We start from the raw sequence: 25,723 nt of genomic DNA on the forward strand, positions 1-25,723 counted from the left end.
GCCCTGTTTCGCCGTGCAGGCTCGTTTCCCGCGCACCCCAAAGGCACGGGCCGCATCTATCGTGCAGCGCCGCTCTAGCCCCTGGTTCACCTGGAATGACCGTTCCGCGCGAGGTGCCACGTCTTACCCAACGTAGCGGCGGTTCCGATCCTGGCCATGACGAAACGTCAGCAGACCCTCTTCAAGCACTTCGCCTCTCTACTCGCTCAAGCGGCAAGTTTCCGATAGGCAAAGGGAGGTCATTGTACACATGGGGAAAGCGACGTCACTGTTTTTTTTGACGCACTACTGACACCCGATGTCGCATTTTTATAAGAACTCAGCAAAAGACACAAGCCAATAAAAAGCCGAGCCCCAGGGTATGGGGCTCGGCTTTTTCATTATTGCGACAGTGCGACCGTTCAGCGCGCCCCGGCGATATCCTGCTGGATGCTGGAGAACGGACGAGCCCAGGGCTTGGAGGCCTGGATCTTCGCCGGCAGCTTCTTGATCGCCGCCTGCGCGGAGGCGCGGTCGGCGAAACTGCCGTAGGTCACGACATAGAACGGCTTGCCCTGCAGGTTCTTGCGGAAGTAACGGTACTCGCCGCCGCCCTGCTGGCTGATGAAGGCCTTGGCGCTGGCTTCGGAGCCGGTGCCGAGCACTTGAACGGAGTAGCGCGAACCGGCCTGGGACTGGTACCAGCTGCTGCCACCGGCACTACCGGTTGCTGCGACGGGCTTGCTGGCGGCGGTCGCGGGCTTGGCACTGGCGACGGTGGTCGCGGGCTTGGTCGCAGCCGGCTTGGCAGCCTGTGCGGGCTTGGCCGGTGCGGTGGCGGCAGGCTTGACCGGCTCCGGACGCGGTGCGGCCGCTGGAGTCGGGGCCGGCTGGATGGCAGCCTGTTGCTGGGCCGGAGCCGGCGGCACAGGGTTCAGCGGTTTCGGGCCATTGTTCGCCAGCGGGGTTACCGGCGGCGCGGTGGTGGTCACAGTCGGTGGAATGGCCGCCGACGGCATGGCACCTTCGTCAGCACCTTCCTGGCCGCCGGCCTGGGCCATGGGCTCACGGATGACCGGCTGGCTTTCGCCAACCAGCGGCAACGGCAGCGGCTGATTGGAGCCGGCAAACTCCACCGACGGACCACTGCCCTGGGCATCCGGCTGCGGCTGGGCGTTCGGCTGCGGAGCGGCAGCACCACCCAGCGGCAGTTGCGACGACGTCTGCGCAGCGGTGTTGCTCGCAGTCTCCGGCTTGGTGGTCTTGCCCTGCATGAACCAGGCAGCGATGACACCAATGGCGACCACACCGAGGATCGCCATGTGCTTCTTCGGCAGCTTGAAGCCGGTACCGGCCGCTTTGCGCTCGCCGCTGCGATCAGCCAGCATCGCTTCGATCATCGCGTCGCGGGCGGTCTGGTTGATCGTGCCCGGCCAGCCACCGGATTGCTCGTGGATATCGGCCAGCAGGTCGGCGGAGATCAGCTCGATACCCTGCCCTGCGCCTTCAAGACGCTGTGCCAGGTACTCGCGCGTCTCTTCCTCGCTGTAGGGCTGCAGCTCGATGGCGTGGAAGCGCTCCTCACCTTCGGACAGCACTTCGAGACGCGACAGCAGCTCGGGCTCGCCAAACAGGAAGACATGCAGGCGCGCTTCGGAATTGCCAGCCGCCAGCAGCAGGAGAACCTCAAGAGCGTCATCGCGCAGTTGTTCGGCGTCGTCCACCAGCAGGTAGACGTCCTGGCCGGTAATCGCCAACTGGGCAACCTTGGCAAGGATTGCCTCGATGCTGGTCTGGGTGATGCCCAGGCCTTGCGCGAGCTGGCGCAGCAGGGTGGCTTCGTCGGTCACCGAGCGACCGGAAATCACCACACTGGAGACGGCGTCCTTGTTGGTGCTCGCCACCAGGGCCTGGCGCAGCAGGGTCTTGCCGCTGCCCAGCGGCCCGGTGACGGCCAGCAGCAGGTGGCTGTAGCGCGCCAGGTGGTGCAGCTGGCCCAGTACGGGCTTGCGCTGCGCCGGGAAGAACTTGAAGCCCGGAACCCGCGGTGCGAACGGATCGTGGCTGAACTGGTAGTGGGCCAGGAAGGCCTCATCGGCATGCAAGCTGGACATGGGACCTCAGTGTTCTCCTGCCTGACCGACCAGTGCCTGGTAGTCAGCGCGCAGTGTTTCTTCCAGAATCTCACGGGGGAATTCGGCGGTGACGACCGCGCCCCCCAGCCCTTGGAGCAATACCAGACGCAGACGGCCATCAAGCACTTTCTTGTCGACAGCCATGTGCTCGAGAAAATGCTCGGCATTCATTTCCTGCGGCGGGACCACCGGCAGCTTGGCCGCGGCCAGCAGTCGGATGCCGCGGTCGAGCTCGGCGCTTGTCAGCCATCCCAGCCGATGCGACATCTCAAGTGCCATCACGGTTCCCGCACCCACGGCTTCGCCGTGCAGCCAGACGCCATACCCCATGTGAGTCTCGATGGCGTGGCCGAAGGTGTGCCCCAGGTTGAGGGTCGCGCGGACACCGGTTTCCTTCTCGTCAGCACCCACTACACGCGCCTTGGCCGCGCAGGAGCGCTCGATGGCCTCGGTCAGTGCCACCGGCTCCAGCGCCAGCAGGTCGTCCATGTGCGCTTCCAGCCAGGTGAGGAAAGGCTCGTCGCAGATGAAACCGTACTTGATCACTTCGGCCAGGCCCGCCGACAGCTCGCGCGGCGGCAGGGTCTTCAGGGTTGCGGTATCGATGACCACGGCTTGGGGCTGGTAGAACGCCCCGATCATGTTCTTGCCCAGCGGGTGGTTGATGCCGGTCTTACCGCCGACCGAGGAGTCCACCTGGGACAGCAGGGTGGTCGGCACTTGGATGAAGTCGACACCGCGCTGGTAGCAGGCCGCCGCGAAACCGGTCATGTCGCCGATAACGCCGCCGCCCAGAGCGATCAGGGTAGTCTTGCGATCATGGCGTGCAGTCAGCAGGCCATCGAAGATCAGTTGCAGGGTTTCCCACTGCTTGTAGGCTTCGCCGTCGGGGAGCACGACCGTGGTGACCTTGTAGCCTGCCAGGGTCTTCTGCAGTCGATCCAGGTACAGCGGCGCGATGGTTTCATTGGTGACGATGGCTACCTGACGGCCGCGAATATGCGGCTCGAAGTAGCGCGGATCATCCAGCAGCCCATCACCGATATAGATCGGGTAGCTGCGATCGGCCAGATCGACGTTGAGTGTGCGCATGAAACCCCCAGGCAATAAAGGGGACTAGGATACCGCAGATTGCAGCGCCGTTAATGGCGCTCCAACTCACGCAGACGCTCCATGATCTCCAGGACGACCAGGCGCGGAGGCCGCTCGTCGGTTTCGATGATCACGTCGGCAATTTCGCGATAGAGCGGATCGCGCATCTGCATGAGATCACGAAGGATCTGGTCCGGATTGGGCTTCTGCAGCAACGGGCGATTCTTGTCACGGGCGGTGCGAGATATCTGCTGCTCGACTGATGCGTGCAGGTAGATCACCTTGCCGCCGCTTTTGAGAATCAGGCGATTGGCGTCGCGCATGACCGCGCCGCCACCCGTGGCAATGACCATGCCCCCTTCATCGCACAGCTCGGCCAGCATCGCTTGCTCACGCTCACGGAAGCCAGCCTCGCCCTCGACATCGAATATCCAGGGGATGTTGGCTCCGCAGCGTTGCTCGATTTCTTTATCCGAATCTTTGAAGACGAGGTGAAGTTCTTTGGCGAGAAGACGCCCGATGGTGCTTTTACCAGCGCCCATCGGGCCAACCAGAATCAAATTGGACACGACATTGATCAACGGCCGACTGCAATGGCCTGATTATTCATGATCCGCGGGGTAAGGAAAACCAGCAGCTCATTCTTACTGTCGGTCACATAGTCGTTCTTGAACAGGCGGCCGATCATCGGCACGTCGCCCAGGAACGGCACCTTGGCCGTGGACTTGGTCTGGGTGTTGGAGAACACGCCACCGATCACGATGGTTTCGCCATCGTTGACCAGCACTTTCGCATTCACCTCGTTCTTCTTGATCGGCGGTACGCCGTTCAGGGCGTTGGCGTAGTCCGGCTCGTCCTTGTTGACCTTCACTTCCATGATGATGCGATTGTCAGGAGTGATCTGCGGGGTCACTTCCAGAGACAGTGCTGCCTCCTTGAAGGACACCGAGGTCGCGCCGCTGGAGCTGGCTTCCTGGTAAGGAATCTCCGAACCCTTCAGGATCTTCGCGGTTTCCTTGTCCGAGGTGACGACCTTCGGCTGGGAGACCACTTCACCGTTACCGGTCTTCTCCATGGCATTGAGCTGGAGATCCAGGATGGTGTTGTTGGTGGTGAAGCCGATGCTGATACCCGAGGTCGGGGTCGCATTCGAGGTTCCCAGGTCGACGAAGGTGTTGCCGGTGCTGTTGGTGCCGCCGGAAACGTCGAAGTTGCCGTGCCCGGAGAGCGAACCGCTCCAGTTCACGCCCAGCTCCTTGGTGTAATCAACGTTGGCTTCGACGATGCGCGCCTCGATCATCACCTGGCGAACCGGGATATCCAGCTGGGCGACGATGCGGCGCAGCTCGTCCAGGCGATCCTGGGTCTGGTAGGCAATGATGCTGTTGGTGCGGTCATCCACGGTGATCGAACCGCGGTTCTCGCCCTGGGCACCGGCAGCAGCCCCCGGAGCGCCAGCACTGCTGGTAACAGAACTGAACAGCTTGGCGATGTCCGACGCCTTGGCGTAGTTCACCTGGATCAGCTCACGACGCAGTGGAGCCAGCTCGGAGATCTGCTTCTGTGCTTCCAGCTCCTGTCGCTCGCGAGCCGCGATCTCGTCAGCCGGCGCGACCAGCAACACGTTGCCGACCTTGCGCTTGTCGAGCCCCTTGGTCTTGAGTACCAGATCCAGCGCCTGATCCCACGGCACGTTCTGCAGGCGCAGGGTAATGTTGCCCTGCACGGTGTCCGATGCCACGAGGTTCAGGTCGGTGAAGTCGGCGATCAACTGCAGCACCGAGCGCACATCGATATCCTGGAAGTTCAGCGACAGTTTTTCACCGGTGTAGGCGAAGCTGTCCTTCTTGCGCTTCTCGGCATCATCCTGACTCAGCGGCTTGATGCTGACCGTCATGCGGTTGTCGGTCTGGTAGACGAGGTAGTCGTACAACCCGGTCGGCTCGATGGTGATACTGGCCTTGTCACCTACCGCGGACGCATTGACGAGCTGTACGGGGGTGGCGAAGTCCTTCACGTCCAGACGGACACGCAGGTTGTCCGGCAGTTGGGTGCGCGGGAAGTCCAGGCGAATCTTGCCGCCCTGTTCCTGAATGTCAGGGCTGACGGTCGGATCGGACAGGTCGATCACGACATTGCCTTCGCCCTGCTCGCCGCGCTGGAAGTCGATGTTGCGAATCGCCTTGCCGGCAGGAATGTAAGGCTTGGGCTGCGCAGGCCTGGCAGCCGGAGCAGAAGCCGGCGAGGCGGAGGCATAGGAACTGGAAGTCGCTCCGTTGCCACCGACCACGACGTACAGGTTCGTGCCGTCCGCGCGGGTGGTGTAGGGCACCAGGGTGGCCAGGTTGACGATCAGGCGCGTACGGTCCTTCGCCTCGACCACGGTCAGGCTACGGGCATTACCCACACCCAGCTCGCGATTCTTGCTGCCCAGCTTGTTCTGCACGCCCGGCAGGTCCAGCGCGATGCGCGCCGGCTGCTCGATGGTATAGCCACGCGGCGCGGCCACCGGCTCGTCGAAGCCCAACTTGAGCTCCACACGATCACCCGGCAGTGCCGCCACGTCGACGCTCTGCAGGTTCGCCGCCAGCAGGGCCGGCGCGAATACGGCCGCGAGCACGGAAATGCCCAGGCGGGAAAGCTTTCTATTCATCGTCTGAATCCGTCGTGCAGACTGCTGTTTGTTATCCATGTTCATCCCCGCCCTTAGGAGCGTTCCTTGAGAGTCAGGCTGCGCGGACGCTCCAGCCAGCCACCCTCACCATCAGGAACGATTTCAATCACGTCGATCTTGGCTTCGCTGATCGCAACAATCTTGCCGTCGTTGCGGCCGAGATAGTCACCCACTCGCACCCGGTGCACCCCTCCTGCACCTTTGACGAGCGCGAATACCTGGCTGTCTTTTGCCAGCGTGCCGACCATTTCGAAGGTTTCGATGTTGAAGCCCTCGAGGAACTGCTTGACCCGCGTCTCGTCGGGCTTGATGACCTTGTTGCCCTTCTGCTTGACCGCCAGGTCGATCTTGACCGGCGGCTGGAACGGGCTGCGCAAGGATGCCGCACTGTAGGTGAACGCCTCATATGCCTGGAACTTGGGCAGCGGCTCGATCGTTCCTTTCGGGCGAGCACGGACCTCGTCCATGTAGCTCTGCAAGTCAGCGAAATCACTTCCCGAACCACAACCGTTCAGGGTCAGGAGCAGGAAACTGCAAATGATCAGGCGCCCCCTCATTTCTTCGCTCCCGCAGCCGGGGCAGTAACCTTCACGCCCTTGTCGTTGTACCGGTAGGTCTTCGCCAGGATGCTCATACGCAGCTTGGAAGTGCTGTCAGAGCTTGCCGGCTTGATGTCGAAGTCATGCAGCGTCACGATCCGCGGCAGACTGGACACACCGCTGACGAAGGTCGCCAGGTCGTGGTAACCACCGACGACACTGATCTGGATCGGCAACTCGATGTAGAACTGCTGAGTGACTTCCGGGAGCAGCTTGATCTCTTCGAACTCGAGGCCGCTACCCAGACCGGTACGGGTAATATCTTCCAGCAGACCAGGCACTTCAGTATCGCTTGGCAACTGACGCAGCAGCGCGCCGAAGGAGTCTTCCATCTCCTTCATCTGCACCTTGTAGGCTTCGAGGTTCGCCGCCTGGAAGGCCTTGGTCGCGAACTGCTGCTTGAGGGTCTGCTCTTCTTCGCGGTTACGGTCGAGCTGCTCCTGCAGGTCCTTCAGGTGGAAGTTGTAACCAAGCGCCAGAACCACTGCCATCAGCAGAATGCAGGCGATGACCTTGACGGCTGCCGGCCAGGAACCAAGGTTATTCACATCAAGATCGTTGATATCGATCTTGCGCAAGCTCTCCAGAGAACTGGCCAGACTCATTTCTTGGCTCCTTGCAGGGTACTCGTCTTGTCCTGCTCCTCACTGCCGGGCTGGGTCTGCTGCACCGTCAACTGGAAGACGTTCGCCTGATCCAGAGCACCCTGGGTGATAGCCTTCACCTCGGTCAGGTTCGGGGCGGTCAGCCAATCCGAAGAATCCAGGTTGCGCATGAGGTTGGAGACGCGGTTGTTGGACTCGGCCGCGCCAGAGATGGCGATGGATTTACCAGTCATCTTCAACTCGGTGAAGAACACCCCATCAGGCAAGGTGCGGACCAACTGGTCGAACACTCGACCGATGATCGGACGGTTACCCTGCAGGTCCTGAATGATCTTCATCCGTTCCAGCAATTGCTGGCGACGGGTCTTCAGCTCGCTGATCTCCTTGATGCGCGCATCCAGCACGGAGATTTCCTTGCGCAGGAAATCGTTGCGCGCAGTCTGGTTCTCGATGGCCGAGTTGAAGTACTGGTCACCCAGGAAAACGATCGCCCCGGAGGCCACCAGGACAGCACCCAGGATCACCAGGAAGCGCTGCTTGCGCTCCTCGCGCAGCTGCTCCCGCCACGGCAATAGGTTGATGCGTGCCATCAGTCGAAACTCCTCATCGCCAGACCGCAGGCAATCATCAGCGCGGGCGCATCGCTGGCCAGCGCACCGGCGTTGACCTTGCCGCTCAGCACCATGTCGGCGAACGGGTTGGCCACCAGGGTCGGAGTACCGATCTTCTGCTGGATCAGGCGATCCAGGTCCGGGATGGACGCAGTGCCACCCGCCAGCAGGATGTAGTCCACATCGTTGAACTGTCCGGCTGCGAAGAAGAACTGCAGCGACCGGGATACCTGCTGAACCACGGCATCCTTGAACGGCTGCAGCACCTCGCTGTCATAGTCATCCGGAAGGCCGCCCTGCTTCTTGGCAAGACCCGCTTCCTCGACCGACAGACCATAACGACGCTGGATTTCCTCGGTAAGTTGACGCCCGCCGAAGAGCTGCTCGCGCGTATAGATGGTGCGACCGTGGTGCAGGACGCTCAGCGTCGTCATGGTGGCGCCGATATCGACGACCGCAACTGTGAGCTCGTCGGCATTGCCGCCCAACTGGTCACCGAGCAGACTGAACGCCCGCTCCAGCGCGTAGGCTTCGACGTCGACGACCTTGGCCGTCAGGCCCGCAAGCGCCAGCGCGGCTTCGCGCACCTCGACGTTCTCCTTCCGACAGGCGGCGAGAAGAACATCGACGCGATCCGCATTACGCGCGGACGTGCCCTGCACCTCGAAGTCGATCGCAACCTCTTCGAGGGGATAGGGGATGTACTGGTCGGCTTCGATCTTGAGCTGATTCTCCAGCTCGTCGTCCGAGAGGCCGCCGTCCATCTCGATGGTTTTGGTGATGACCGCCGAGCCGGCAACCGCGACCGCAGACGTCTTCACAGCGGTCCGCGCCTTGGCGACCACACGTGACAACGCCTGGCCGACACCCTCCAGCTCAGCGATGTTCTTTTCTACCACTGCATTGGGCGGGAGCGGCTCGACAGCGTAGGCCTCTACCTTGTAGCGGCCTCCAGAGCGGCTCAATTCGAGAAGTTTGACCGAAGTCGAACTGATGTCTATCCCCAGCAGCGTGTTCGCTTTCTTATTGAAGAGCCCTAGCACGACTGATTTCCTATCAGCATCCGAGACTTACGGACGATTTATGTTTTTCCACATTAGATACCAGACTTGACAGCTTCGCAAATGGCTCGCCAGCAAAAAAACTGCTTATAATGTGATCAGCTTTTCCCTTTTTACCGCGCCATCCGCTTAACTCTTTCTTTTCTCTGGAAATCCAAGACCTTCCGATGCGCCTGCTGAAGTTTCTGTGGTGGACTTGCGTCACCATTATTTGTGGATTGCTGCTCAGTTTCAGCGGCGCCTATCTGTACCTCAGCCCCAACCTTCCGTCCGTGGAAGCCTTGCGCAACGTGCGGTTGCAGATGCCGTTGCGCGTGTACAGTGCTGATAACAAATTGATAGCAGAGTTTGGCGAGATGCGCCGAACGCCGATTCGATTTGCCGAAATCCCCCCGGATTTCACCCACGCACTGTTATCGGCTGAAGATGACAATTTCGCCAACCATTATGGCGTGGACGTCAAAAGTCTGATGCGTGCTGCCGCGCAATTATTGAAGACCGGGCACATCCAGACTGGCGGCAGCACTATCACCATGCAGGTGGCGAAGAACTACTTCCTCACCAACGAGCGCAGTTTCTCCCGCAAGATCAACGAGATACTGCTCGCCCTGCAGATCGAGCGCTCGCTCACCAAAGACGAGATCCTCGAGCTTTACGTCAACAAGATCTACCTGGGCAACCGTGCCTATGGGGTCGAAGCTGCCGCGCAGGTCTATTACGGGAAGTCCATCAAGGACCTGAGCCTGGCGCAGATGGCGATGATCGCCGGCCTGCCCAAGGCCCCGTCACGCTACAACCCGCTGGCCAATGCTGCGCGGAGCCTGGAGCGACGCAACTGGATTCTGGAGCGCATGCTCAAGCTGGGCTTCATCGACCAGCCGCGCTACCAGGCCGCCATCCAGGAGCCGGTCGGCGCGTCCTACCACGTCCAGACGCCGGAACTGGCTGCCCCGTACATCGCCGAGATGGCCCGCGCCGAACTGGTCGGCCGCTTCGGTGGCGATGCCTACACCGAGGGCTACCGCGTCTACACCACGGTCCGCAGCGACCTCCAGGAAGACGCCAACACCGCCCTGCGCGAAGGCCTGCAGGAATACGACCAGCGCCATGGCTACCGCGGCCCCGAAACCCGCCTGCCCGGCAAGACCCGCGATGCCTGGCGCCAGGCAATTGCCCAGCAGCGCCCACTGGGAGGCCTCGAGCCAGCCATCGTCACCCAGGTCGAAAAGAGCGGTGCCATGGTCATGACCCGCGACGGCAAGGAAGAAGCCCTCGGCTGGGACGGCATGAAATGGGCCCGCCCCTACCTGAGCAACAACAGCATGGGCCGCATGCCCAGCCAACCCAGTGATGTGGTGCAGGCTGGCGATGTGATCCGCGTGCAGCGCAAGGATGACGGATCGCTGCGCCTGACCCAGGTGCCGGCCGCACAGAGCGCGCTGGTGTCGCTGAACCCGCAGGATGGCGCAATCATGGCTCTGGTCGGCGGGTTCTCCTTCGAGCAGAGCAACTACAACCGCGCCACCCAGGCGCGCCGCCAACCCGGCTCCAGCTTCAAGCCGTTCATCTACAGCTGCGCCCTGGACAACGGTTTCACCGCCGCCTCGCTGATCAACGACGCCCCGGTGGTGTTCTACGACGAGTACCTGGACAAGGTCTGGCGTCCGAAGAATGACACCAACACCTTCCTCGGCCCGATCCCCATGCGCGAAGCGCTCTACAAGTCGCGCAACATGGTGTCGATCCGCATCCTGCAGGCTCTGGGCGTGGACCGCGCACGCAACTGCATCAGCAAGTTCGGCCTGAACAAGGACGACTTGCCGCCAAACCTGTCCATGGCCTTGGGCACCGCAACCCTGACGCCGATGGAAATCGCCGGCGCCTGGACCGTCTTCGCCAACGGCGGCTTCAAGGTCGCGCCCTACGTCGTCCAGCGCATCGAAAGCCGCGACGGGCAACTGCTGTACCAGGCCAACCCGCCGAGCATTCCGCACGACGAGGAGCAAGCCCAGCCCCAGCCGCAACCGACCGCGACTGACGCCTTCGGCAACGACGACCCAAGCAAGGCCAAGACCACCATCGAGCCGGCGGCCGCCGAGCGCGTGATCGACGCCCGCACCGCGTACATCATGACCAGCATGCTGCAGGACGTGATCAAGCGCGGGACCGGCCGACGCGCCCTGGCGCTCAAGCGCGATGACCTGGCGGGCAAGACCGGCACCACCAACGACTCGAAGGACGCCTGGTTCTCGGGCTTCAACGCCGACTTCATGACCACCGTCTGGGTCGGCTTCGACCAGCCGGAAAGCCTGGGCCGCGCCGAATACGGCGGCAACGTCGCCCTGCCGATCTGGATGCGCTACATGGGTGCGGCACTCAAGGACAAGCCATCGCATGTGCTGCCCGAGCCACCCGGTCTGGTCAGCCTGCGTATCGACCCGGTCACCGGCCGCGCAGCGCCTCCAGGCACTCCGGGCGCGTACTTCGAACTGTTCAAGAACGAGGACACGCCGCCGTCGATGAACGAACTGGCCCCCGGCAGCGCGCCTGGCAGCGGCATGCCAGCGGACGAAGAAGCACCAATCGACCTGTTCTGACAGAAAGGCCCCTCCCCGGAGGGGCCTTCTCATTTTCGGGAATGATTCCCGACAAAAACATGGAAATTAGCTAAAGCATTGATTAATCTGACGTTTGCAGCGGTGAACAACCCCAGGCGACCGACCCCATCCGGCGCGTCAGGGGCTTCCCGCAGCAACGTCCTCAGGAGCTCCCGATGCCGCGCACCCTGCTTGGCTGGCTGTTCTGCCTGATCGCCCTTCTGCTTGGCACCCCGCTGCTGCGCCTGCTCGCACGCCCCCGCTCGCTCGAACTCACTCCCGATCTCGTCTATCTCGACCAACTGCTCGCCGTGCTGATCGCCAGCGCTGGCCTGGCGGGGCTGCTGATCGCCTTCCTGCTGCATCTCGCGGGACGGGTGCTGGTCGCGCTCGCGCTGCTCACGCCCGCCATCGCGTTGTGTGCATGGCACCTCACCCACACGCACCTCGGTCCGGTTTCGCCCACGCCCGAACAATACGAATGGCTGCTGGCAGGCCTGGCAATCTATGCACTGCTGCTGACGGGAATCAATTGGTTCAATCGGCGGGAGAACGGCCCCTACGCGTCACTCCGCTACCTGGGACTGGCGCTGCTGCTCCCCTGGTTTGCAGGGCTGTTCTACCTCGGACGGCTTTACTACTGAGGCAGGTCGCGCCAGGTCAGGTAGACACGCAGGTCGAACTCCAGTTGGTGATAGCCGGGCAGCATGTGCTCGCAGAGCTGGTAGAAGGCCTTGCTATGGTCGCGCTCCTTCAGGTGCGCCAGCTCGTGCACGACGATCATCTGCAGGAACTCGGGGGCCGCCTCCTTGAACAGTGAGGCGACGCGAATTTCCTTCTTCGCCTTGAGCTTGCCGCCCTGCACGCGCGAGATCGCCGTGTTCAGGCCCAGTGCACGCTGCACGACGTCCAGCTTGTTGTCATAGAGCACCTTGTCCACCGCCGGCGCGGTGCGCATGTACTGCTGCTTGAGGTCCATCGCATAGCCGTACAGCGCCTTGTCGCTCTGCACGTCGTGGCGACCGGGGTAGCGGCGCTCCAGGTACTGACCAAGGCGGTCCTGCTCGATAAGCTGGCGCACCTGGTCCTGGAGCTGGAGCGGATAGGCCTGGAGATAGCGAAGGGGCTGCATGAGGGAGCGACTGGTGGAGGAAACAGCCGCCAGTCTACCGCATTCCCCGCTCAGGCCAGCGCACGGGTGCTGTAGGCCTCGGTACGGTAGGGGAAGGCGACTTCGCTGCGCCCCTTCAGCGCCGGATGCGTGGCAATCAGCTCATGCAATTGTTCGGCGACACGTTGCTTCTTCTCGTCGGGCAGTGCCGCGATGAAGCTCACCGAGAGTGTACGCGCGACGATGACCTGCTCCGGCGGGCCGACGTGCTGGTAACTGAACTCGCGCAGGCGCAGGTCCTCGAAACGCGACCCGGCAAAGGCGCGACGCCACAGGCCGGTATGGAAGCGCGGCGTGCTTCCCTCGTAGCGCTCAAGGATACGCGTCACCTGGGCAACCCAGTCGACCCGCTCGTCACGCACGTTCCAGACCAGCCCCAGGTGGCCGCCAGGTCGTAGCACGCGATGGATGTCCTCCAGCGCCCGCTCGTCAGCGAACCAGTGAAACGCCTGGGCGCAGGTCAGCGCGTCGACGCTTTCCGCTGCCAGCGGGATTGCCTGGGCCGTGCCGCTCAGCACTTTCACGGCTGAAAGCGAGGCACTGAGCTGCTCGCGCATCGCCGCGACCGGCTCGATCGCAGTGACCTGCGCCCCGGTGCGCAGCAGCAACGAGGTGAACTTCCCGGTGCCCGCACCGAGATCGACGACATCCTTGCCAGCACCGATCTCCAGCGCTTCACCCAGCCACCCCAGCAGCTCGTCCGGATAATCCGGACGCCCGTGGGCATAGGCCTTCGCCTCACGGGAAAAACCTTCCTGCGCACTGCCATGTACATCCGTCATCGTGCCTCCAGAGCCCGCCCAGCCCGAGCACCAGTGCTCAGAGGAACCGGCAGGCCTTGCTGTCGAGTTTGCTCTTGCCATCCAGGTAACTACGGTAGCAGCTGAGCAGACTCGATTCCTTGATACGGCAGCGCTTCTGCCGGCATTCGCTGGCGAATTCGAAGCGGCCGCCATCCGGGTCGGCGAGCTGGATGCGGATCGCCGGCCAGCCCTTTTTCGGTGCCTTCTCCGGCGTACTGAGCACGCGGTTCTCGTGCACCACCAGGGCGGCACCCGCCTCTGCATAGTCGAAGACGAACAGCAGGGTGCGTGACGTCTTCAGCGTGCACTCCTGGTGGGTCAGGCAGTTCTGCGCCTCCACCGGCAGGTCCATCGGCGGCTGGGGCGACGGCGCGACTGGCTGGGCCGGGCGTTGCGAGCAGCCAGCGAGCAGCGCCAGCAGCAGGATGGAAAGCAAGGCACGCAGCATCGGCGACTTCCTTTGGGCGGATACGAAAGAGCCCCGCAGGGCGGGGCTCTTCAGCTCTTCTGAATCAGAGCAGGCCGGAGCGGGATCAGTTGACCTTCGACACCAGCTCACCCTTGGCGTAACGCTGGAACATGCCTTCCAGGGAGATCGGCTTGATCTTCGAGGCATGACCGGCGGTGCCGAAGGCTTCGTAGCGAGCGATGCAGATATCACGCATGGCGACGATGGTCTTGGCGAAGAACTTGCGCGGGTCGAACTCGCTCGGCTGCTCGGCCATCATGCGGCGGATGGCACCGGTGGACGCCAGGCGCAGGTCGGTGTCGATGTTGACCTTGCGCACCCCGTGCTTGATGCCTTCGACGATTTCCTCAACCGGCACGCCGTAGGTTTCCTTGATGTCGCCGCCAAACTCGTTGATCACCTTCAGCCACTCTTGCGGCACCGAGGAGGAACCGTGCATCACCAGGTGGGTGTTGGGGATGCGCTTGTGGATTTCCTTGATGCGCTCGATGGAAAGCACGTCACCGGTCGGCGGCTTGGTGAACTTGTAGGCGCCGTGGCTGGTGCCAATGGCGATGGCCAGGGCGTCGACCTGTGTCTTCTTGACGAAGTCGGCGGCCTCTTCCGGGTCGGTCAGCAGCTGGCTGTGGTCCAGCACGCCTTCGGCGCCCACGCCGTCTTCTTCGCCGGCCATGCCGGTTTCCAGGGAACCCAGGCAACCCAGCTCACCTTCCACGGACACGCCGCAAGCGTGAGCGAAGGCAACGGTCTGCTGGGTAACGCGGACGTTGTACTCGTAGTCGGCCGGGGTCTTGCCGTCTTCCTTCAGCGAGCCGTCCATCATGACGGAGGAGAAGCCCAGCTGGATGGAGCGCTGGCAGACGTCAGGGCTGGTGCCGTGGTCCTGGTGCATGCACACCGGGATATGCGGGAATTCTTCGATGGCCGCGAGGATCAGGTGGCGCAGAAAGGGCGCACCGGCGTATTTGCGGGCACCGGCGGAGGCCTGCACGATCACCGGGGAGTCGGTCTTGTCGGCCGCTTCCATGATGGCGCGCATCTGCTCGAGGTTGTTGACGTTGAAAGCCGGAACGCCGTAGCCGAACTCGGCGGCGTGGTCCAGCAGTTGGCGCATGCTGATGAGTGCCATGGTCTTCGCTTCTCCAGAAGTCAGGCTCGGTTACACGAGCCTCTTAACTACATGTTTGGAAGCCTGCCGCAGGGGCAGGCCGTGTTCAAGTCTTCCGGCGCGCGCCGGACAATCGGCGCTCAGCGCGCCTTGCAACCACGGCCGATCAGGTCGTTGCTCTCGACCCAGTAAACCAGGCCCTGGTCGCCTTTGATGCTCAAGCCGATCAGCCCGTCGCTATAGAAAGCGCCGGAGCCGCCAGGTTCCTCTTCCAGATGATGGACCACGTCGTCCGCACCCAGCTTCAGGTCGACCACCGTTTTGCTGGGATCGACATAGCGCCACCGTACCTCGGCCTCGCTGTCGCAGACCCAGTGGTTCCAGCCGCCGTCCCCAGCAGACTTGCCGCCTGTCGAGTGACTGGAACAACCCGCCACCAGCAAAAGCGCCAGGACCGGGACGATATAACGCAGCATCGGGCGACTCTCCTTCGGGCGGACGCGCCGCCGGATATCCAATGCGCCAGATTGCCCGTCCTGCCGCAGGAACGCCAGCACCGCCTGCACTCGGGCCCAGGCGGTGCTGTCAGGTCGTGATCCCGACCTCGGGGCGCCGCCTCAGGGGCAGTTCACCGGTTTCTGGCCGGGGGTTGGATCGCCGCTGCTCTGGCTCTCCACCCGCTCGCGATTCTGGTCAGAGGGCACCATGACCGCGGGCGGGCTCATCACTTCACAGGTGCTGGGCGTTCCGCCACTTCCGGCACAACCCACCAGCACGAGGCAAAACGACAGCAGAGGGGTGACAGCTCGCATAACCGTTCTCCTTGGCATCCGTACAAGGCTTGTGACCCGAGTATGCCGGAGAGGTTTGCTTTACTGTCGCCCGCCCGCGCCGCCAGGATCAGGCCTTGGCGCGCTGTTCCAGTACTTCCACGGCCGGCAGGACCTTGCCCTCAACGAACTCGAGGAAGGCGCCACCACCGGTGGAAATGTAGGAGATCTGCTCGCCGATGCCGTACTTGTCGATGGCCGCCAGGGTGTCGCCACCCCCGGCGATGCTGAAGGCGGTGCCTTCGGCGATGGCCTTGGCCAGGGTCCTGGTGCCTTCGCCGAACTGGTCGAACTCGAACACGCCGACCGGGCCGTTCCACAGGATGGTCTTGGAGGTCTTCAGCAGTTCGGCGAACTGGGCAGCGGTCTTCGGGCCAATGTCCAGGATCATGTCGTCATCGGCCACGTCAGCGATGTCCTTGACGGTGGCGACGGCGGTCTCGGCGAACTCCTTGGCGACGACCACGTCCACCGGCAGCGGCACGCTGACTTTGGCCGCAATGGCCTTGGCGGTATCGACCAGATCGGCCTCGTACAGCGACTTGCCGACCTTGTGGCCCGCCGCGGCGAGGAAGGTGTTGGCGATGCCGCCGCCGACGATCAACTGGTCGCAGATCTGCGCCAGGCTGTTCAGCACGTCAAGCTTGGTGGAGACCTTGGAGCCGGCGACGATGGCAGCCATCGGGCGGGCCGGATTGCCCAGGGCCTTGCCCAGCGCTTCCAGTTCGGCGGCCAGCAGCGGGCCGGCCGCAGCGACCTTGGCGAACTTGGCCACGCCGTGGGTCGAACCCTCGGCGCGGTGGGCGGTGCCGAATGCGTCCATGACGAACACGTCGCACAGGGCGGCGTATTGCCGAGCCAACTCGTCGGCGTTCTTCTTCTCGCCCTTGTTGAAGCGCACGTTCTCGAACAGCACGACCTCACCCGGCTTCACCTCGACACCGTCCAGGTAGTCCTTGACCAGCGGCACGGCACGCCCCAGGGCCTTGGACAGGTAGTCGGCGACCGGCTGCAGGCTGTTCTCCGCGGAGAACTCGCCTTCGGTCGGACGGCCCAGGTGCGAGCAGACCATCACCGCCGCGCCCTTCTCCAGGGCCAGCTTGATGGTCGGCAGCGAGGCCAGGATGCGCGCGTCGCTCTTGACCACACCGTCCTTCACCGGAACGTTGAGGTCTTCGCGGATCAGTACGCGCTTACCTTGGAGGTCGAGGTCGGTCATCTTCAACACGGTCATGACAGTCAGTCCTGTTGGGGCTGTTTGATTAACGTTCGGTAGCGGCGACACGCAGGAAGTGCCCTGCAGTGTCGAGCATGCGGTTGGCGAACCCCCACTCGTTGTCGAACCAGGCCAGCACGTTTACCAGGCGGGGGCCGGAAACGCGGGTCTGGCTGCCATCGACGATGGCCGAGTGCGGGTCGTGGTTGAAATCGCAACTGGCGTGGGGCAGCTCGGTGTACGCCAGCAGGCCTTTCAGCGGGCCTTCGGTGGCGGCCTGGCGCAGCACGCGGTTGATCTCTTCGGCAGACGTGTCGCGAGAGACCTGCAAGGTGATGTCCAGAGCCGAGACGTTCACCGTCGGCACCCGAATGGCTTTGGCCTGGATTCGCCCAGCGAGTTCCGGCAGCAGGCGCTCGATGCCGCGCGCCAGCCCCGTGGACACCGGGATCACCGACTGGAAGGCCGAACGCGTGCGGCGCAGGTCTTCATGGTGGTACGCGTCGATCACCGGCTGGTCGTTCATCGCCGAGTGGATGGTGGTGATCGAGACGTACTCGATACCCACCGCCTCGTTCAGCAGCTTGAGCAGCGGCACGCTGCAGTTGGTGGTGCAGGAGGCGTTGGACACCAGCGTCTCGGCGCCGGAGAGGCCCTGCTGGTTGATGCCGAAGACCACGGTGGCGTCGATGTCCGCCTCGCTGGCCATCGGCTGGGAGAACAGCACCCGCGGCGCACCTGCACCGAGGAAGCGCTGACCGTCGGCGCGGGTGTTGTAGACACCGGAGCATTCCAGCACCAGGTCGATGTCCAGGGCGCGCCAGTCGATCGCCTCGGGTTCGGCTTCACGGAACACCCTCACGCAGTCGCCGCCTACATGCAGGCAACCGTCGTCCACGCTCACCTCGCCGGGGAAGCGGCCGTGGGTGGAGTCGAAGCGGGTCAGGTATTCCAGGCTGGCCAGGTCCGCCAGGTCGTTCAGCGCGACGATGGAGAAATCAGCCTTGGCGCCGCGTTCGTGCAGGGCACGGAACACGCAGCGGCCGATACGGCCGTAGCCGTTGAGGGCAACTCGGTAAGGGCGCTTGGACATTGTTATCCCTTGGTGATCGCTGCCGGGGCGCGAGACGCCCCGGCAGGCTCAGGCGCTCGTCAGGCTTCGAGCAGCTCGGCGGCGACTTCCAGCACGTTCTCGACGGTGAAGCCGAAGTGCTCGAACAGCGCCGGGGCCGGGGCCGACTCACCGAAGGTAGTCATGCCAATGACGCGCCCCTCGAGGCCGACGTATTTGTACCAGTAGTCAGCGTGGGCAGCTTCGATGGCGATGCGCGCGCCGACTTGAACCGGCAGTACGGCCTGCTTGTAGCCAGCGTCCTGCTGGTCGAAGACACTGGTGGACGGCATGGACACGACGCGCACCTTGCGGCCTTCGGCGCTGAGCTTGTCGAACGCCTGCACGGCCAGGCCGACTTCGGAGCCGGTGGCGATCAGGATCAGTTCCGGCTCGCCATCGCAGTCCTTCAGCACGTAGGCACCACGGGCCACGTCGGCCAGCTGGGCGGCGTCGCGCGGCTGGTGCGGCAGGTTCTGGCGGCTGAAGATCAGCGCGGACGGTCCGTCGGCACGCTCGATGGCGTACTTCCAGGCCACCGCGGACTCCACGGCATCCGCCGGGCGCCAGGTGTCCAGGTTCGGGGTCAGACGCAGGCTGGCGAGTTGCTCGATCGGCTGGTGGGTCGGACCGTCTTCGCCCAGACCGATGGAGTCGTGGGTGAACACGTACAGCACGCGCTGCTTCATCAGGGCGGACATGCGCACTGCGTTGCGGGCGTATTCCATGAAGATCAGGAAGGTCGCGCCATAGGGAATGAAGCCGCCGTGCAGGGCCACGCCATTCATGATGGCGCTCATGCCGAACTCGCGCACACCGTAGAACAGATAGTTGCCGTTGGCGTCGTCGGCGCTCACACCCTTGCAGCCCTTCCACAGGGTCAGGTTGGAACCGGCGAGGTCGGCGGAGCCGCCCAGCAGTTCCGGCAGCAGCGGGCCGAAGGCGTTCAGGGCATTCTGACTGGCCTTGCGGCTGGCGATGGTTTCGCCTTTCAGGGCGACGTCGGCGACATAGGCAGCGGCCTTTTCGGCGAAGTCGGCTGGCAGCTCACCGGCAACGCGGCGCTCGAACTCGGCGGCCAGTTCCGGGTGCGCGGCCTGGTAGGCGGCGAAGCGCTTGTTCCACTCGGCCTCACGGGTGGCGCCGGTGTCCTTGGCGCTCCACTCGGCGTAGATGTCGGCAGGAACCTCGAACGGCGCGTGGTTCCAGCCGAGCGCGGCGCGGGTGGCGGCCACTTCGTCGACGCCCAGGGCGGCGCCGTGGCTTTCTTCCTTGCCCTGCTTGTTCGGCGAGCCGAAGCCGATGATGGTCTTGCAGCAGATCAGGGTCGGCGCGTCGCTCTTGCGGGCAGTCTCGATGGCAGTCCTGATTTCGTCGGCGTCATGGCCGTCAACGTTGCGGATCACCTGCCAGCCGTAGGCTTCGAAACGCTTTGGGGTGTCGTCGGTGAACCAGCCGTGGACTTCGCCATCGATGGAGATGCCGTTGTCGTCGTAGAAGGCGACCAGCTTGTTCAGGCGCAGGGTGCCGGCCAGCGAGGCGACTTCATGGGAGATGCCCTCCATCATGCAGCCGTCGCCCAGGAAGGCGTAGGTGTAGTGATCGACGATGCTGTGGCCGTCGCGGTTGAACTGTGCAGCCAGCACCTTCTCGGCCAGCGCCATGCCCACGGCATTGGCGATACCCTGGCCCAGCGGGCCGGTGGTGGTCTCGACACCAGCGGTGTAGCCGTACTCCGGGTGGCCCGGGGTGCGCGAATGCATCTGGCGGAAATTCTTCAGGTCATCGACGGTGACGTCGTAGCCGGTGAGGTGCAGCAGCGAGTAGATCAGCATCGAACCGTGACCGTTGGACAGCACGAAGCGGTCACGGTCAGCCCACTGCGGGTTGCTCGGATTGTGCTTGAGGAAGTCGCGCCAGAGGACTTCGGCGATATCCGCCATGCCCATGGGGGCGCCGGGATGGCCGCTGTTGGCTTTCTGCACGGCATCCATGCTCAGTGCGCGGATGGCGTTGGCTCGCTCACGACGGCTGGGCATCGCTAATCTCCTGCGGGGGCTGCTTCGAAAGATCGAAGGGAATGAAAAAAGGCCGGTATTTTCGCCCAGCCGGGCCCTGCGGGGCAATGACAGATCGGCAGATGCCTGATGCAAGGCACGCCCGGACGTAGCCCGGCTGGTCAAAAACCACTCATCCGCCAATATCAAAACTTTTTGATACAGCTCTTGCCCACCCCGAAAGCCACGACTAGACTGCGCGACCTATGAGTCTGCGCCTGCCCGAAATCCGCCACGACGATTGCGACCAGCTGGCTGCCCTGTGCAAGGCCGGCGGCGATCCGCTACGGCTGAACGTCCTGCGGGTGCTGGCCAACGACTCCTTCGGCGTGCTGGAGCTGGCGCATATCTTCGGTGTCCGCCAGTCGGGCATGAGCCACCACCTGAAGGTGCTGGCCCAGGCCGGCCTGGTCGCCACCCGCCGCGAAGGCAACGCGATCTTCTATCGCCGCGCCCTGCCGCAGGGCGAAAGCCTGGGTGGCACGCTGCACGGAGCACTGCTCGAAGAGGTCGACGAACTGGCACTGGCCGATGACGTCAGCGCCCGTATCGACGGCGTCCACGCCCAGCGCGCCGCCGTCAGCCGTGACTACTTCGCGCGCAGCGCGGAGAAGTTCCAGGCGACCCAGGACCTGATCGCAGGACTGCCGCAATACCGCGAAAGCGTACTGGCGCTGCTCGATGCACTGAGCTTCGCCCCCAGCGCCACGGCGCTGGAAGTCGGGCCCGGCGACGGTGGATTCCTTCCCGAACTGGCCCGGCGTTTCGATCAGGTCACGGCGCTGGACAACAGCGAGACCATGCTCGAGATGGCGCGGCAACGCTGCGCCAGCGAAGGTTTGACCAATGTCCGGCTGCGGCTGGGCGACGCCTTGCAGGACGTCAACGACGCGGCGGACTGCGTGGTGCTGAACATGGTGCTGCACCACTTCGCCGCGCCGGCGGAGGCCGTGAAGCAGCTGGCGCACCTGGTGAAACCCGGAGGCAGCCTGCTGGTGACCGAACTCTGCAGCCACGACCAGAGCTGGGCCCGCGAGGCCTGTGGTGATCTCTGGCTGGGGTTCGAACAGGAAGACCTGGCCCTCTGGGCCGACGCCGCCGGGCTCGCGTCCGGCGAAAGTGTGTACATCGGTTTACGTAATGGCTTTCAGATCCAGGTGCGGCACTTCGCCAAACCGGATTCGCGAAGCGTCCTCACCCACCGGTAAATGATAGGAACCGTTAGATGAGCGAATACTCTGTTTTCACCTCCGAATCCGTCTCCGAAGGCCATCCGGACAAGATCGCGGACCAGATTTCCGATGCGGTGCTCGACGCCATCATCGCCAAGGACAAATACGCCCGCGTGGCCTGCGAAACCCTGGTGAAGACCGGTGTCGCGATCATCGCCGGTGAAGTCACCACCTCCGCCTGGGTCGACCTGGAAGAGCTGGTGCGCAAGGTCATCATCGACATCGGCTACAACAGCTCCGACGTCGGCTTCGACGGCGCCACCTGCGGCGTGCTGAACATCATCGGCAAGCAGTCGGTGGACATCAACCAGGGCGTCGACCGCGCCAAGCCGGAAGACCAGGGCGCTGGCGACCAGGGCCTGATGTTCGGCTACGCCAGCAACGAAACCGATGTACTGATGCCCGCACCGATCTGCTTCTCCCACCGTCTGGTGGAGCGCCAGGCCGAGGCTCGCAAGTCCGGCCTGCTGCCGTGGCTGCGCCCGGACGCCAAGTCCCAGGTCACCTGCCGCTACGAGAACGGCAAGGTCGTCGGCATCGACGCCATCGTGCTGTCCACCCAGCACAACCCGGAAGTCAGCTACAAGGACCTGCGTGAAGGCGTGATGGAGCTGATCATCAAGCAGGTGCTGCCGGCCGAACTGCTTCACAAGGACACCCAGTTCCACATCAACCCGACCGGCAACTTCGTGATCGGCGGCCCGGTGGGCGACTGCGGCCTGACCGGCCGCAAGATCATCGTCGACTCCTATGGCGGCATGGCCCGTCACGGTGGTGGCGCGTTCTCCGGCAAGGACCCGTCCAAGGTCGACCGCTCCGCTGCCTACGCCGGCCGCTACGTGGCCAAGAACATCGTTGCCGCCGGCCTGGCCGAGCGTTGCGAGATCCAGGTGTCCTACGCCATCGGCGTGGCCCAGCCGACCTCCATCTCGATCAACACCTTCGGCACCGGCAAGATCAGCGATGACAAGATCATCCAGCTGGTCCGCGAGCACTTCGACCTGCGTCCGTACGCGATCACCAAGATGCTCGACCTGCTGCACCCCATGTACCAGCCGACCGCGGCCTACGGCCACTTCGGTCGCAACCCGTTCGAAATGACCTACGGTGACGACACCTTCACCGCCTTCACCTGGGAGCGCACCGACAAGGCCGCCGCCCTGCGTGACGCCGCCGGCCTGTAAGATCCGGTAGCAGGAAAAGCCCCGCCTCGGCGGGGCTTTTTTGTTTCCGGTCTCCCACAGCCCGATCCGAAGAATCCACTCCCATCCGGGCATCGACCACCGCTTTGCGTCCCTAGCCTTGCAGGTTTCCGCTGCACGGACACTCGCCATGCCTCGCCCAGTCCTCGCGTTTCTGTTGTGCCTTCCCCTCCTCGTCCAGGCCTGCCCTGACTGGCCGCCCGAGCAGGCGCCCCGGCAGATCGAGGCGCTGCGCACGCAGCTCGCGCGCTGGGACGACGCCTACCACCGGGACGGCCAGTCCCCCGTCGCCGACGAGCTCTACGACCAGGCCCGCGAACGCCTCCGGCAGTGGCAGGCCTGCTTCCCGCACGTCCGCACCGAACCCGAGGCACCACTGGCCAGCAGCACCGGGGAGATCCGCCATCCGTTCGCCCACACCGGTCTCGACAAGCTTCCCGATGCCGCGGCCGTAAGCCACTGGCTGAGCCACCGCGACGACCTCTGGGTGCAGCCCAAGGTCGACGGCGTGGCGGTCACGCTGATCTACCACAACGGCCGCTTCGTGCAGGCGATCAGTCGCGGTGACGGCAGCGCCGGTCAGGACTGGACCGCCAACGCGCGGCAGATTGCGGCCATCCCCGGACAACTGCCCGGCGAGCGCGGCCAACTGGTGCTGCAGGGCGAGCTGTACTGGCGCCTGCCGCACCACGTGCAGGCCACCCAGGGTGGTGCCGGTGCCCGCGGCAAGGTCGCCGGGCTGATGGCGCGCAAGACACTGGGCGAGGACGGGGCGCAGATAGGGCTGTTCGTCTGGGAACTGCCCGAGGGTCCGCTGGAGATGCCGCTGCGCCTGGCGCGCCTGCGCCAGTTGGGATTCGGTGACAGCGCCGACCTGACCGAAGCGGTGGCGAGCCAATCCGAGATCGAGGCCTGGCGCACACGCTGGTACCGCCAGCCACTGCCTTTTGCCAGCGACGGCATCGTCATTCGCCAGGGCCGCCGCCCACCGGGCGGAGCGTGGAGCGCACAGACACCGGGCTGGGCAGTGGCCTGGAAGTACCCGCATCAGCAGGCGCTGGCCGACGTCCGGCGCGTGGAATTCAAGGTAGGGCGCAGCGGGCGAGTGACGCCCGTGCTGCATCTCGCGCCAGTGGAACTGGACGGGCGGACCATCCAGCGCGTTGGCGCCGGCTCGCTCAAACGCTGGCGAAGCCTCGATGTCCGCCCGGGTGATCAGGTCGCCATCGCCCTCGCCGGCCTGACGATCCCACGACTGGATGGCGTGGTCTGGCGCTCACCGACTCGCCCCGAGGTGAGCGCTCCCGTAGACGGACAGTACGACGCCCTGTCCTGCTGGCAACCGGCGGAAGGCTGCACGGAGCAGTTCCTCGCCCGCCTGGAGTGGCTGGGCGGCAAGAATGGACTGGGACTTTCCGGCGTCGGGCCAGGAACCTGGAGGCGCCTGCATGAGGCCGGATTGCTGCCGGGCATGCTCGACTGGATGAGACTGACGCCGGAGCAACTGGGGAAGGTGCCCGGCCTCGCCGAGCGCAGCGCGAGCAGTCTGTACCAACAGTTCCAGCTCGCTCGCCAGCGCTCATTCGCGACCTGGTTGCGCGCACTCGGTGCCCCCTCTCCGAACCACCACCCAGCCGGTGAAGAATGGCCAGCCCTGGCCGCTCGCAGCGCGGCTCAATGGCTGGAGCAACCGGGCATCGGCAAGGTTCGCGCGAAGCAGTTGGAAGACTTCTTCAAGGCACCGGAGGTCGTGCAGTTGCGCGATCAACTGCACGACATCGGCGTCGCCGGTTTCTAAGCGCGTCAGCGCATCTGGAAGGCTTCCTGGTGGAAGCGGCCGCTCGGCATCCCCTGGCGGCGCAGGTCGCGACGCAGCAACTCGGCCAGCGCTTGCGGCCCGCAGAACCAGACACTCGGCCAGCGCCCCTGCGCACCGGGCTGCAGCCCCAGGTCGCTCGCCTGCAGGTAGCCTTCGCTTTCGCTGTAGTGCACACGCAAGTCGATGCGCGGCAGTTGTGCGCACAACTCGCGCAGGCGGCCCGCGTAGATGGCATCGGAGGGCGAACGCACGCAATACAGCAGCGTCACGTCCGGGCAGTCATCCGGCCGCGCCTGGAGCGACTCGAGCCAGGCCAGGAACGGCGTAATGCCGATACCACCGGCGATCCACACCTGCCGCTCGCCCTTGTCGCGGCGGAAGTCGAAGCGCCCGTAGGGGCCCTCCACCTTCACCGGGTCGCCGACGCTCAGACTGTCCTGCAGGCGTTGCGTGTAATCGCCCAGCGCCTTGATGCTGAAACGCACCTCGCCATTGCCCAGGTCACCGCTGGAGAGGGTGAAGGGATGCTGCCCCTCCAGGCGATCACAGGTCAGGAAGGCGAACTGGCCAGCACGATGCTGCCAGCGCCCCTGCAGCTTGCAGGTCACTTCCAGCATGCGTTCGCCGGGACGCTCGATCGCCACCACGACGCCATCGTGGGTACGCCGGCGACCGATCTGCCCGGCCAGCGACCAGAGCGCACAGAGGCTGCCCACTGCAGCGCACAGCGCCACCAGCCAGCCGATTGGCTGCAACCAGTAACCCGCCGGGGCCAGCACCACAGCGTGGAATGCCAGCACCAGATAGACCACTGCGAGGGTTTTGTGGACGTAGCGCCACACGTGATACGGGAAGCGTTGCCAGAGCGTGATGACCAGCATTGCCGCCAGCAGCCAGGCTGACCACTCGCCCAGGTCCTTGGCCGAGCCGCGGAACACGTCGAGGAAGGTTTCCACTCGGGGCCCCTTGGCCGGCTTGGCGATGAACTCGGCGAGCAACGGGCCGCCCAGCTCCATCAGGTAGTGCAGCAGGCCCAGCACGATGGCCAGGATGCCCGCCCACTTGTGCGCCCGGTACATGCGGTCGAGGCCGTCCAGCGGCTTTTCCAGCCATACCGGACGCACTGCCAGCAGCATGATCAGCGACATCAGCGCAAAGGACGCGACACCGGTAAAGAGAATGGCCTGCTTGCGCACGACCCAGATGTCCAGCGTTGCCGGCGGGTCGACGAACAGTGCCAGGCCAAAGGTGGCCGCGACGGCCAGAAGTACGATCCAGATGAGTTTCATGAGTCCTCCTTGGGGCGCCAAAGCAGCAAGCCCAAGCGGAAGCTGAAGGATTCTTCTGAATTA

22 protein-coding genes are annotated in these 25,723 nt (G+C 64.1%); 5 read left to right on the forward strand and 17 right to left on the reverse strand.

All coding sequences use genetic code 11. The features are described from left to right. Positions 1-401 precede the first annotated feature (401 nt). Genes AC1ZV1_RS27460 through AC1ZV1_RS27495 form a run of 8 tightly spaced genes read right to left on the reverse strand, consistent with a single transcriptional unit; the run spans position 402 to position 8,738 of the window. Positions 402-2,093: an AAA family ATPase gene (locus AC1ZV1_RS27460; protein WP_484294512.1), complete on the reverse strand. Its 1,692-nt coding sequence runs from the start codon at positions 2,091-2,093 to the stop codon at positions 402-404. Positions 2,094-2,099: 6 nt separating this feature from the next. Then, entirely contained in the window at positions 2,100-3,206 is a 1,107-nt protein-coding gene (aroB, locus tag AC1ZV1_RS27465) for a 3-dehydroquinate synthase (RefSeq protein ID WP_484294513.1), read from the reverse strand. Between the two features lie 50 nt (positions 3,207-3,256). Next, on the reverse strand, positions 3,257-3,748 hold the full coding sequence (gene aroK, locus AC1ZV1_RS27470) for a shikimate kinase AroK (protein WP_484297653.1): 492 nt from the start codon (positions 3,746-3,748) through the stop codon (positions 3,257-3,259). Between the two features lie 35 nt (positions 3,749-3,783). After that, positions 3,784-5,859 carry a type IV pilus secretin PilQ gene (locus tag AC1ZV1_RS27475; protein WP_484294514.1) on the reverse strand — a complete coding sequence of 692 codons (2,076 nt, stop codon included), beginning with the start codon at positions 5,857-5,859 and terminating at the stop codon, positions 3,784-3,786. A gap of 53 nt (positions 5,860-5,912) precedes the next feature. Next, positions 5,913-6,437 (reverse strand): type 4a pilus biogenesis lipoprotein PilP, encoded by a 525-nt coding sequence (gene pilP, locus AC1ZV1_RS27480; RefSeq protein ID WP_484294515.1) that lies wholly within the window; start codon positions 6,435-6,437, stop codon positions 5,913-5,915. Next, positions 6,434-7,084 (reverse strand): type 4a pilus biogenesis protein PilO, encoded by a 651-nt coding sequence (gene pilO, locus AC1ZV1_RS27485; RefSeq protein ID WP_484294516.1) that lies wholly within the window; start codon positions 7,082-7,084, stop codon positions 6,434-6,436. Before pilO ends, pilP begins: the two co-directional genes overlap by 4 nt. Then, positions 7,081-7,674, reverse strand: coding sequence for a type 4a pilus biogenesis protein PilN (gene pilN, locus AC1ZV1_RS27490; RefSeq protein WP_484294517.1), 594 nt, complete (start codon positions 7,672-7,674; stop codon positions 7,081-7,083). The genes pilO and pilN overlap by 4 nt, the downstream gene beginning before the upstream one ends. Further along, positions 7,674-8,738, reverse strand: a complete 1,065-nt coding sequence (locus AC1ZV1_RS27495) for a pilus assembly protein PilM (protein ID WP_017520515.1) — start codon at positions 8,736-8,738, stop codon at positions 7,674-7,676. Before AC1ZV1_RS27495 ends, pilN begins: the two co-directional genes overlap by 1 nt. 185 nt (positions 8,739-8,923) lie before the next feature. On the opposite strand from AC1ZV1_RS27495, the gene AC1ZV1_RS27500 reads away from it, so the two are divergent. Continuing rightward, positions 8,924-11,353, forward strand: coding sequence for a penicillin-binding protein 1A (locus tag AC1ZV1_RS27500; protein ID WP_484294518.1), 2,430 nt, complete (start codon positions 8,924-8,926; stop codon positions 11,351-11,353). 176 nt (positions 11,354-11,529) lie between these two features. Beyond that, a complete protein-coding gene (locus tag AC1ZV1_RS27505) occupies positions 11,530-11,997 on the forward strand; it encodes a hypothetical protein (RefSeq protein ID WP_484294519.1) in 468 nt (155 codons plus the stop codon). On the opposite strand, the gene AC1ZV1_RS27510 is transcribed toward AC1ZV1_RS27505, so the two are convergent. The 8 genes from AC1ZV1_RS27510 to tkt all read right to left on the reverse strand — a co-directional run bounded on the left by AC1ZV1_RS27510 (position 11,991) and on the right by tkt (position 20,100). Continuing rightward, a complete protein-coding gene (locus AC1ZV1_RS27510) occupies positions 11,991-12,485 on the reverse strand; it encodes a YgjP-like metallopeptidase domain-containing protein (RefSeq protein WP_484294520.1) in 495 nt (164 codons plus the stop codon). The genes AC1ZV1_RS27505 and AC1ZV1_RS27510 overlap by 7 nt on opposite strands. Positions 12,486-12,535: 50 nt before the next feature. Further along, a complete protein-coding gene (locus AC1ZV1_RS27515) occupies positions 12,536-13,306 on the reverse strand; it encodes a class I SAM-dependent methyltransferase (protein WP_484294521.1) in 771 nt (256 codons plus the stop codon). Positions 13,307-13,343: 37 nt separating this feature from the next. Next, entirely contained in the window at positions 13,344-13,775 is a 432-nt protein-coding gene (locus AC1ZV1_RS27520; RefSeq protein ID WP_484294522.1) for a hypothetical protein, read from the reverse strand. A gap of 85 nt (positions 13,776-13,860) precedes the next feature. Further along, positions 13,861-14,925 carry a class II fructose-bisphosphate aldolase gene (gene fba / locus AC1ZV1_RS27525; RefSeq protein WP_484294523.1) on the reverse strand — a complete coding sequence of 355 codons (1,065 nt, stop codon included), beginning with the start codon at positions 14,923-14,925 and terminating at the stop codon, positions 13,861-13,863. Between the two features lie 119 nt (positions 14,926-15,044). Then, the gene (locus AC1ZV1_RS27530) at positions 15,045-15,380 is read right to left on the reverse strand and encodes an MliC family protein (protein WP_484294524.1); all 336 of its coding nucleotides are present in this window, start codon (positions 15,378-15,380) and stop codon (positions 15,045-15,047) included. A 424-nt stretch (positions 15,381-15,804) separates the two neighbouring features. Beyond that, positions 15,805-16,968, reverse strand: a complete 1,164-nt coding sequence (locus tag AC1ZV1_RS27535) for a phosphoglycerate kinase (RefSeq protein WP_484294525.1) — start codon at positions 16,966-16,968, stop codon at positions 15,805-15,807. Positions 16,969-16,996: 28 nt separating this feature from the next. Further along, positions 16,997-18,043: an erythrose-4-phosphate dehydrogenase gene (gene epd, locus AC1ZV1_RS27540; RefSeq protein ID WP_484294526.1), complete on the reverse strand. Its 1,047-nt coding sequence runs from the start codon at positions 18,041-18,043 to the stop codon at positions 16,997-16,999. 59 nt (positions 18,044-18,102) lie between these two features. Then, complete coding sequence (gene tkt, locus AC1ZV1_RS27545; RefSeq protein ID WP_484294527.1) at positions 18,103-20,100, reverse strand: transketolase; 1,998 nt, start codon at positions 20,098-20,100, stop codon at positions 18,103-18,105. 224 nt (positions 20,101-20,324) lie between these two features. Between tkt and AC1ZV1_RS27550 the strand changes: the two genes are divergently transcribed. The 3 genes from AC1ZV1_RS27550 to ligB all read left to right on the forward strand — a co-directional run bounded on the left by AC1ZV1_RS27550 (position 20,325) and on the right by ligB (position 24,350). After that, positions 20,325-21,326, forward strand: coding sequence for an ArsR/SmtB family transcription factor (locus AC1ZV1_RS27550; protein WP_484294528.1), 1,002 nt, complete (start codon positions 20,325-20,327; stop codon positions 21,324-21,326). Positions 21,327-21,343: 17 nt separating this feature from the next. Beyond that, on the forward strand, positions 21,344-22,534 hold the full coding sequence (metK, locus tag AC1ZV1_RS27555) for a methionine adenosyltransferase (protein ID WP_484294529.1): 1,191 nt from the start codon (positions 21,344-21,346) through the stop codon (positions 22,532-22,534). Between the two features lie 148 nt (positions 22,535-22,682). Next, positions 22,683-24,350, forward strand: coding sequence for an NAD-dependent DNA ligase LigB (gene ligB, locus AC1ZV1_RS27560; RefSeq protein WP_484294530.1), 1,668 nt, complete (start codon positions 22,683-22,685; stop codon positions 24,348-24,350). A gap of 5 nt (positions 24,351-24,355) precedes the next feature. Here the strand turns inward: ligB and AC1ZV1_RS27565 are convergent, their stop codons facing one another. Next, positions 24,356-25,660, reverse strand: a complete 1,305-nt coding sequence (locus tag AC1ZV1_RS27565; RefSeq protein WP_484294531.1) for a ferredoxin reductase family protein — start codon at positions 25,658-25,660, stop codon at positions 24,356-24,358. Positions 25,661-25,723: the final 63 nt, after the last annotated feature.

The organism is Pseudomonas sp. BB438 (genome assembly GCF_057180225.1).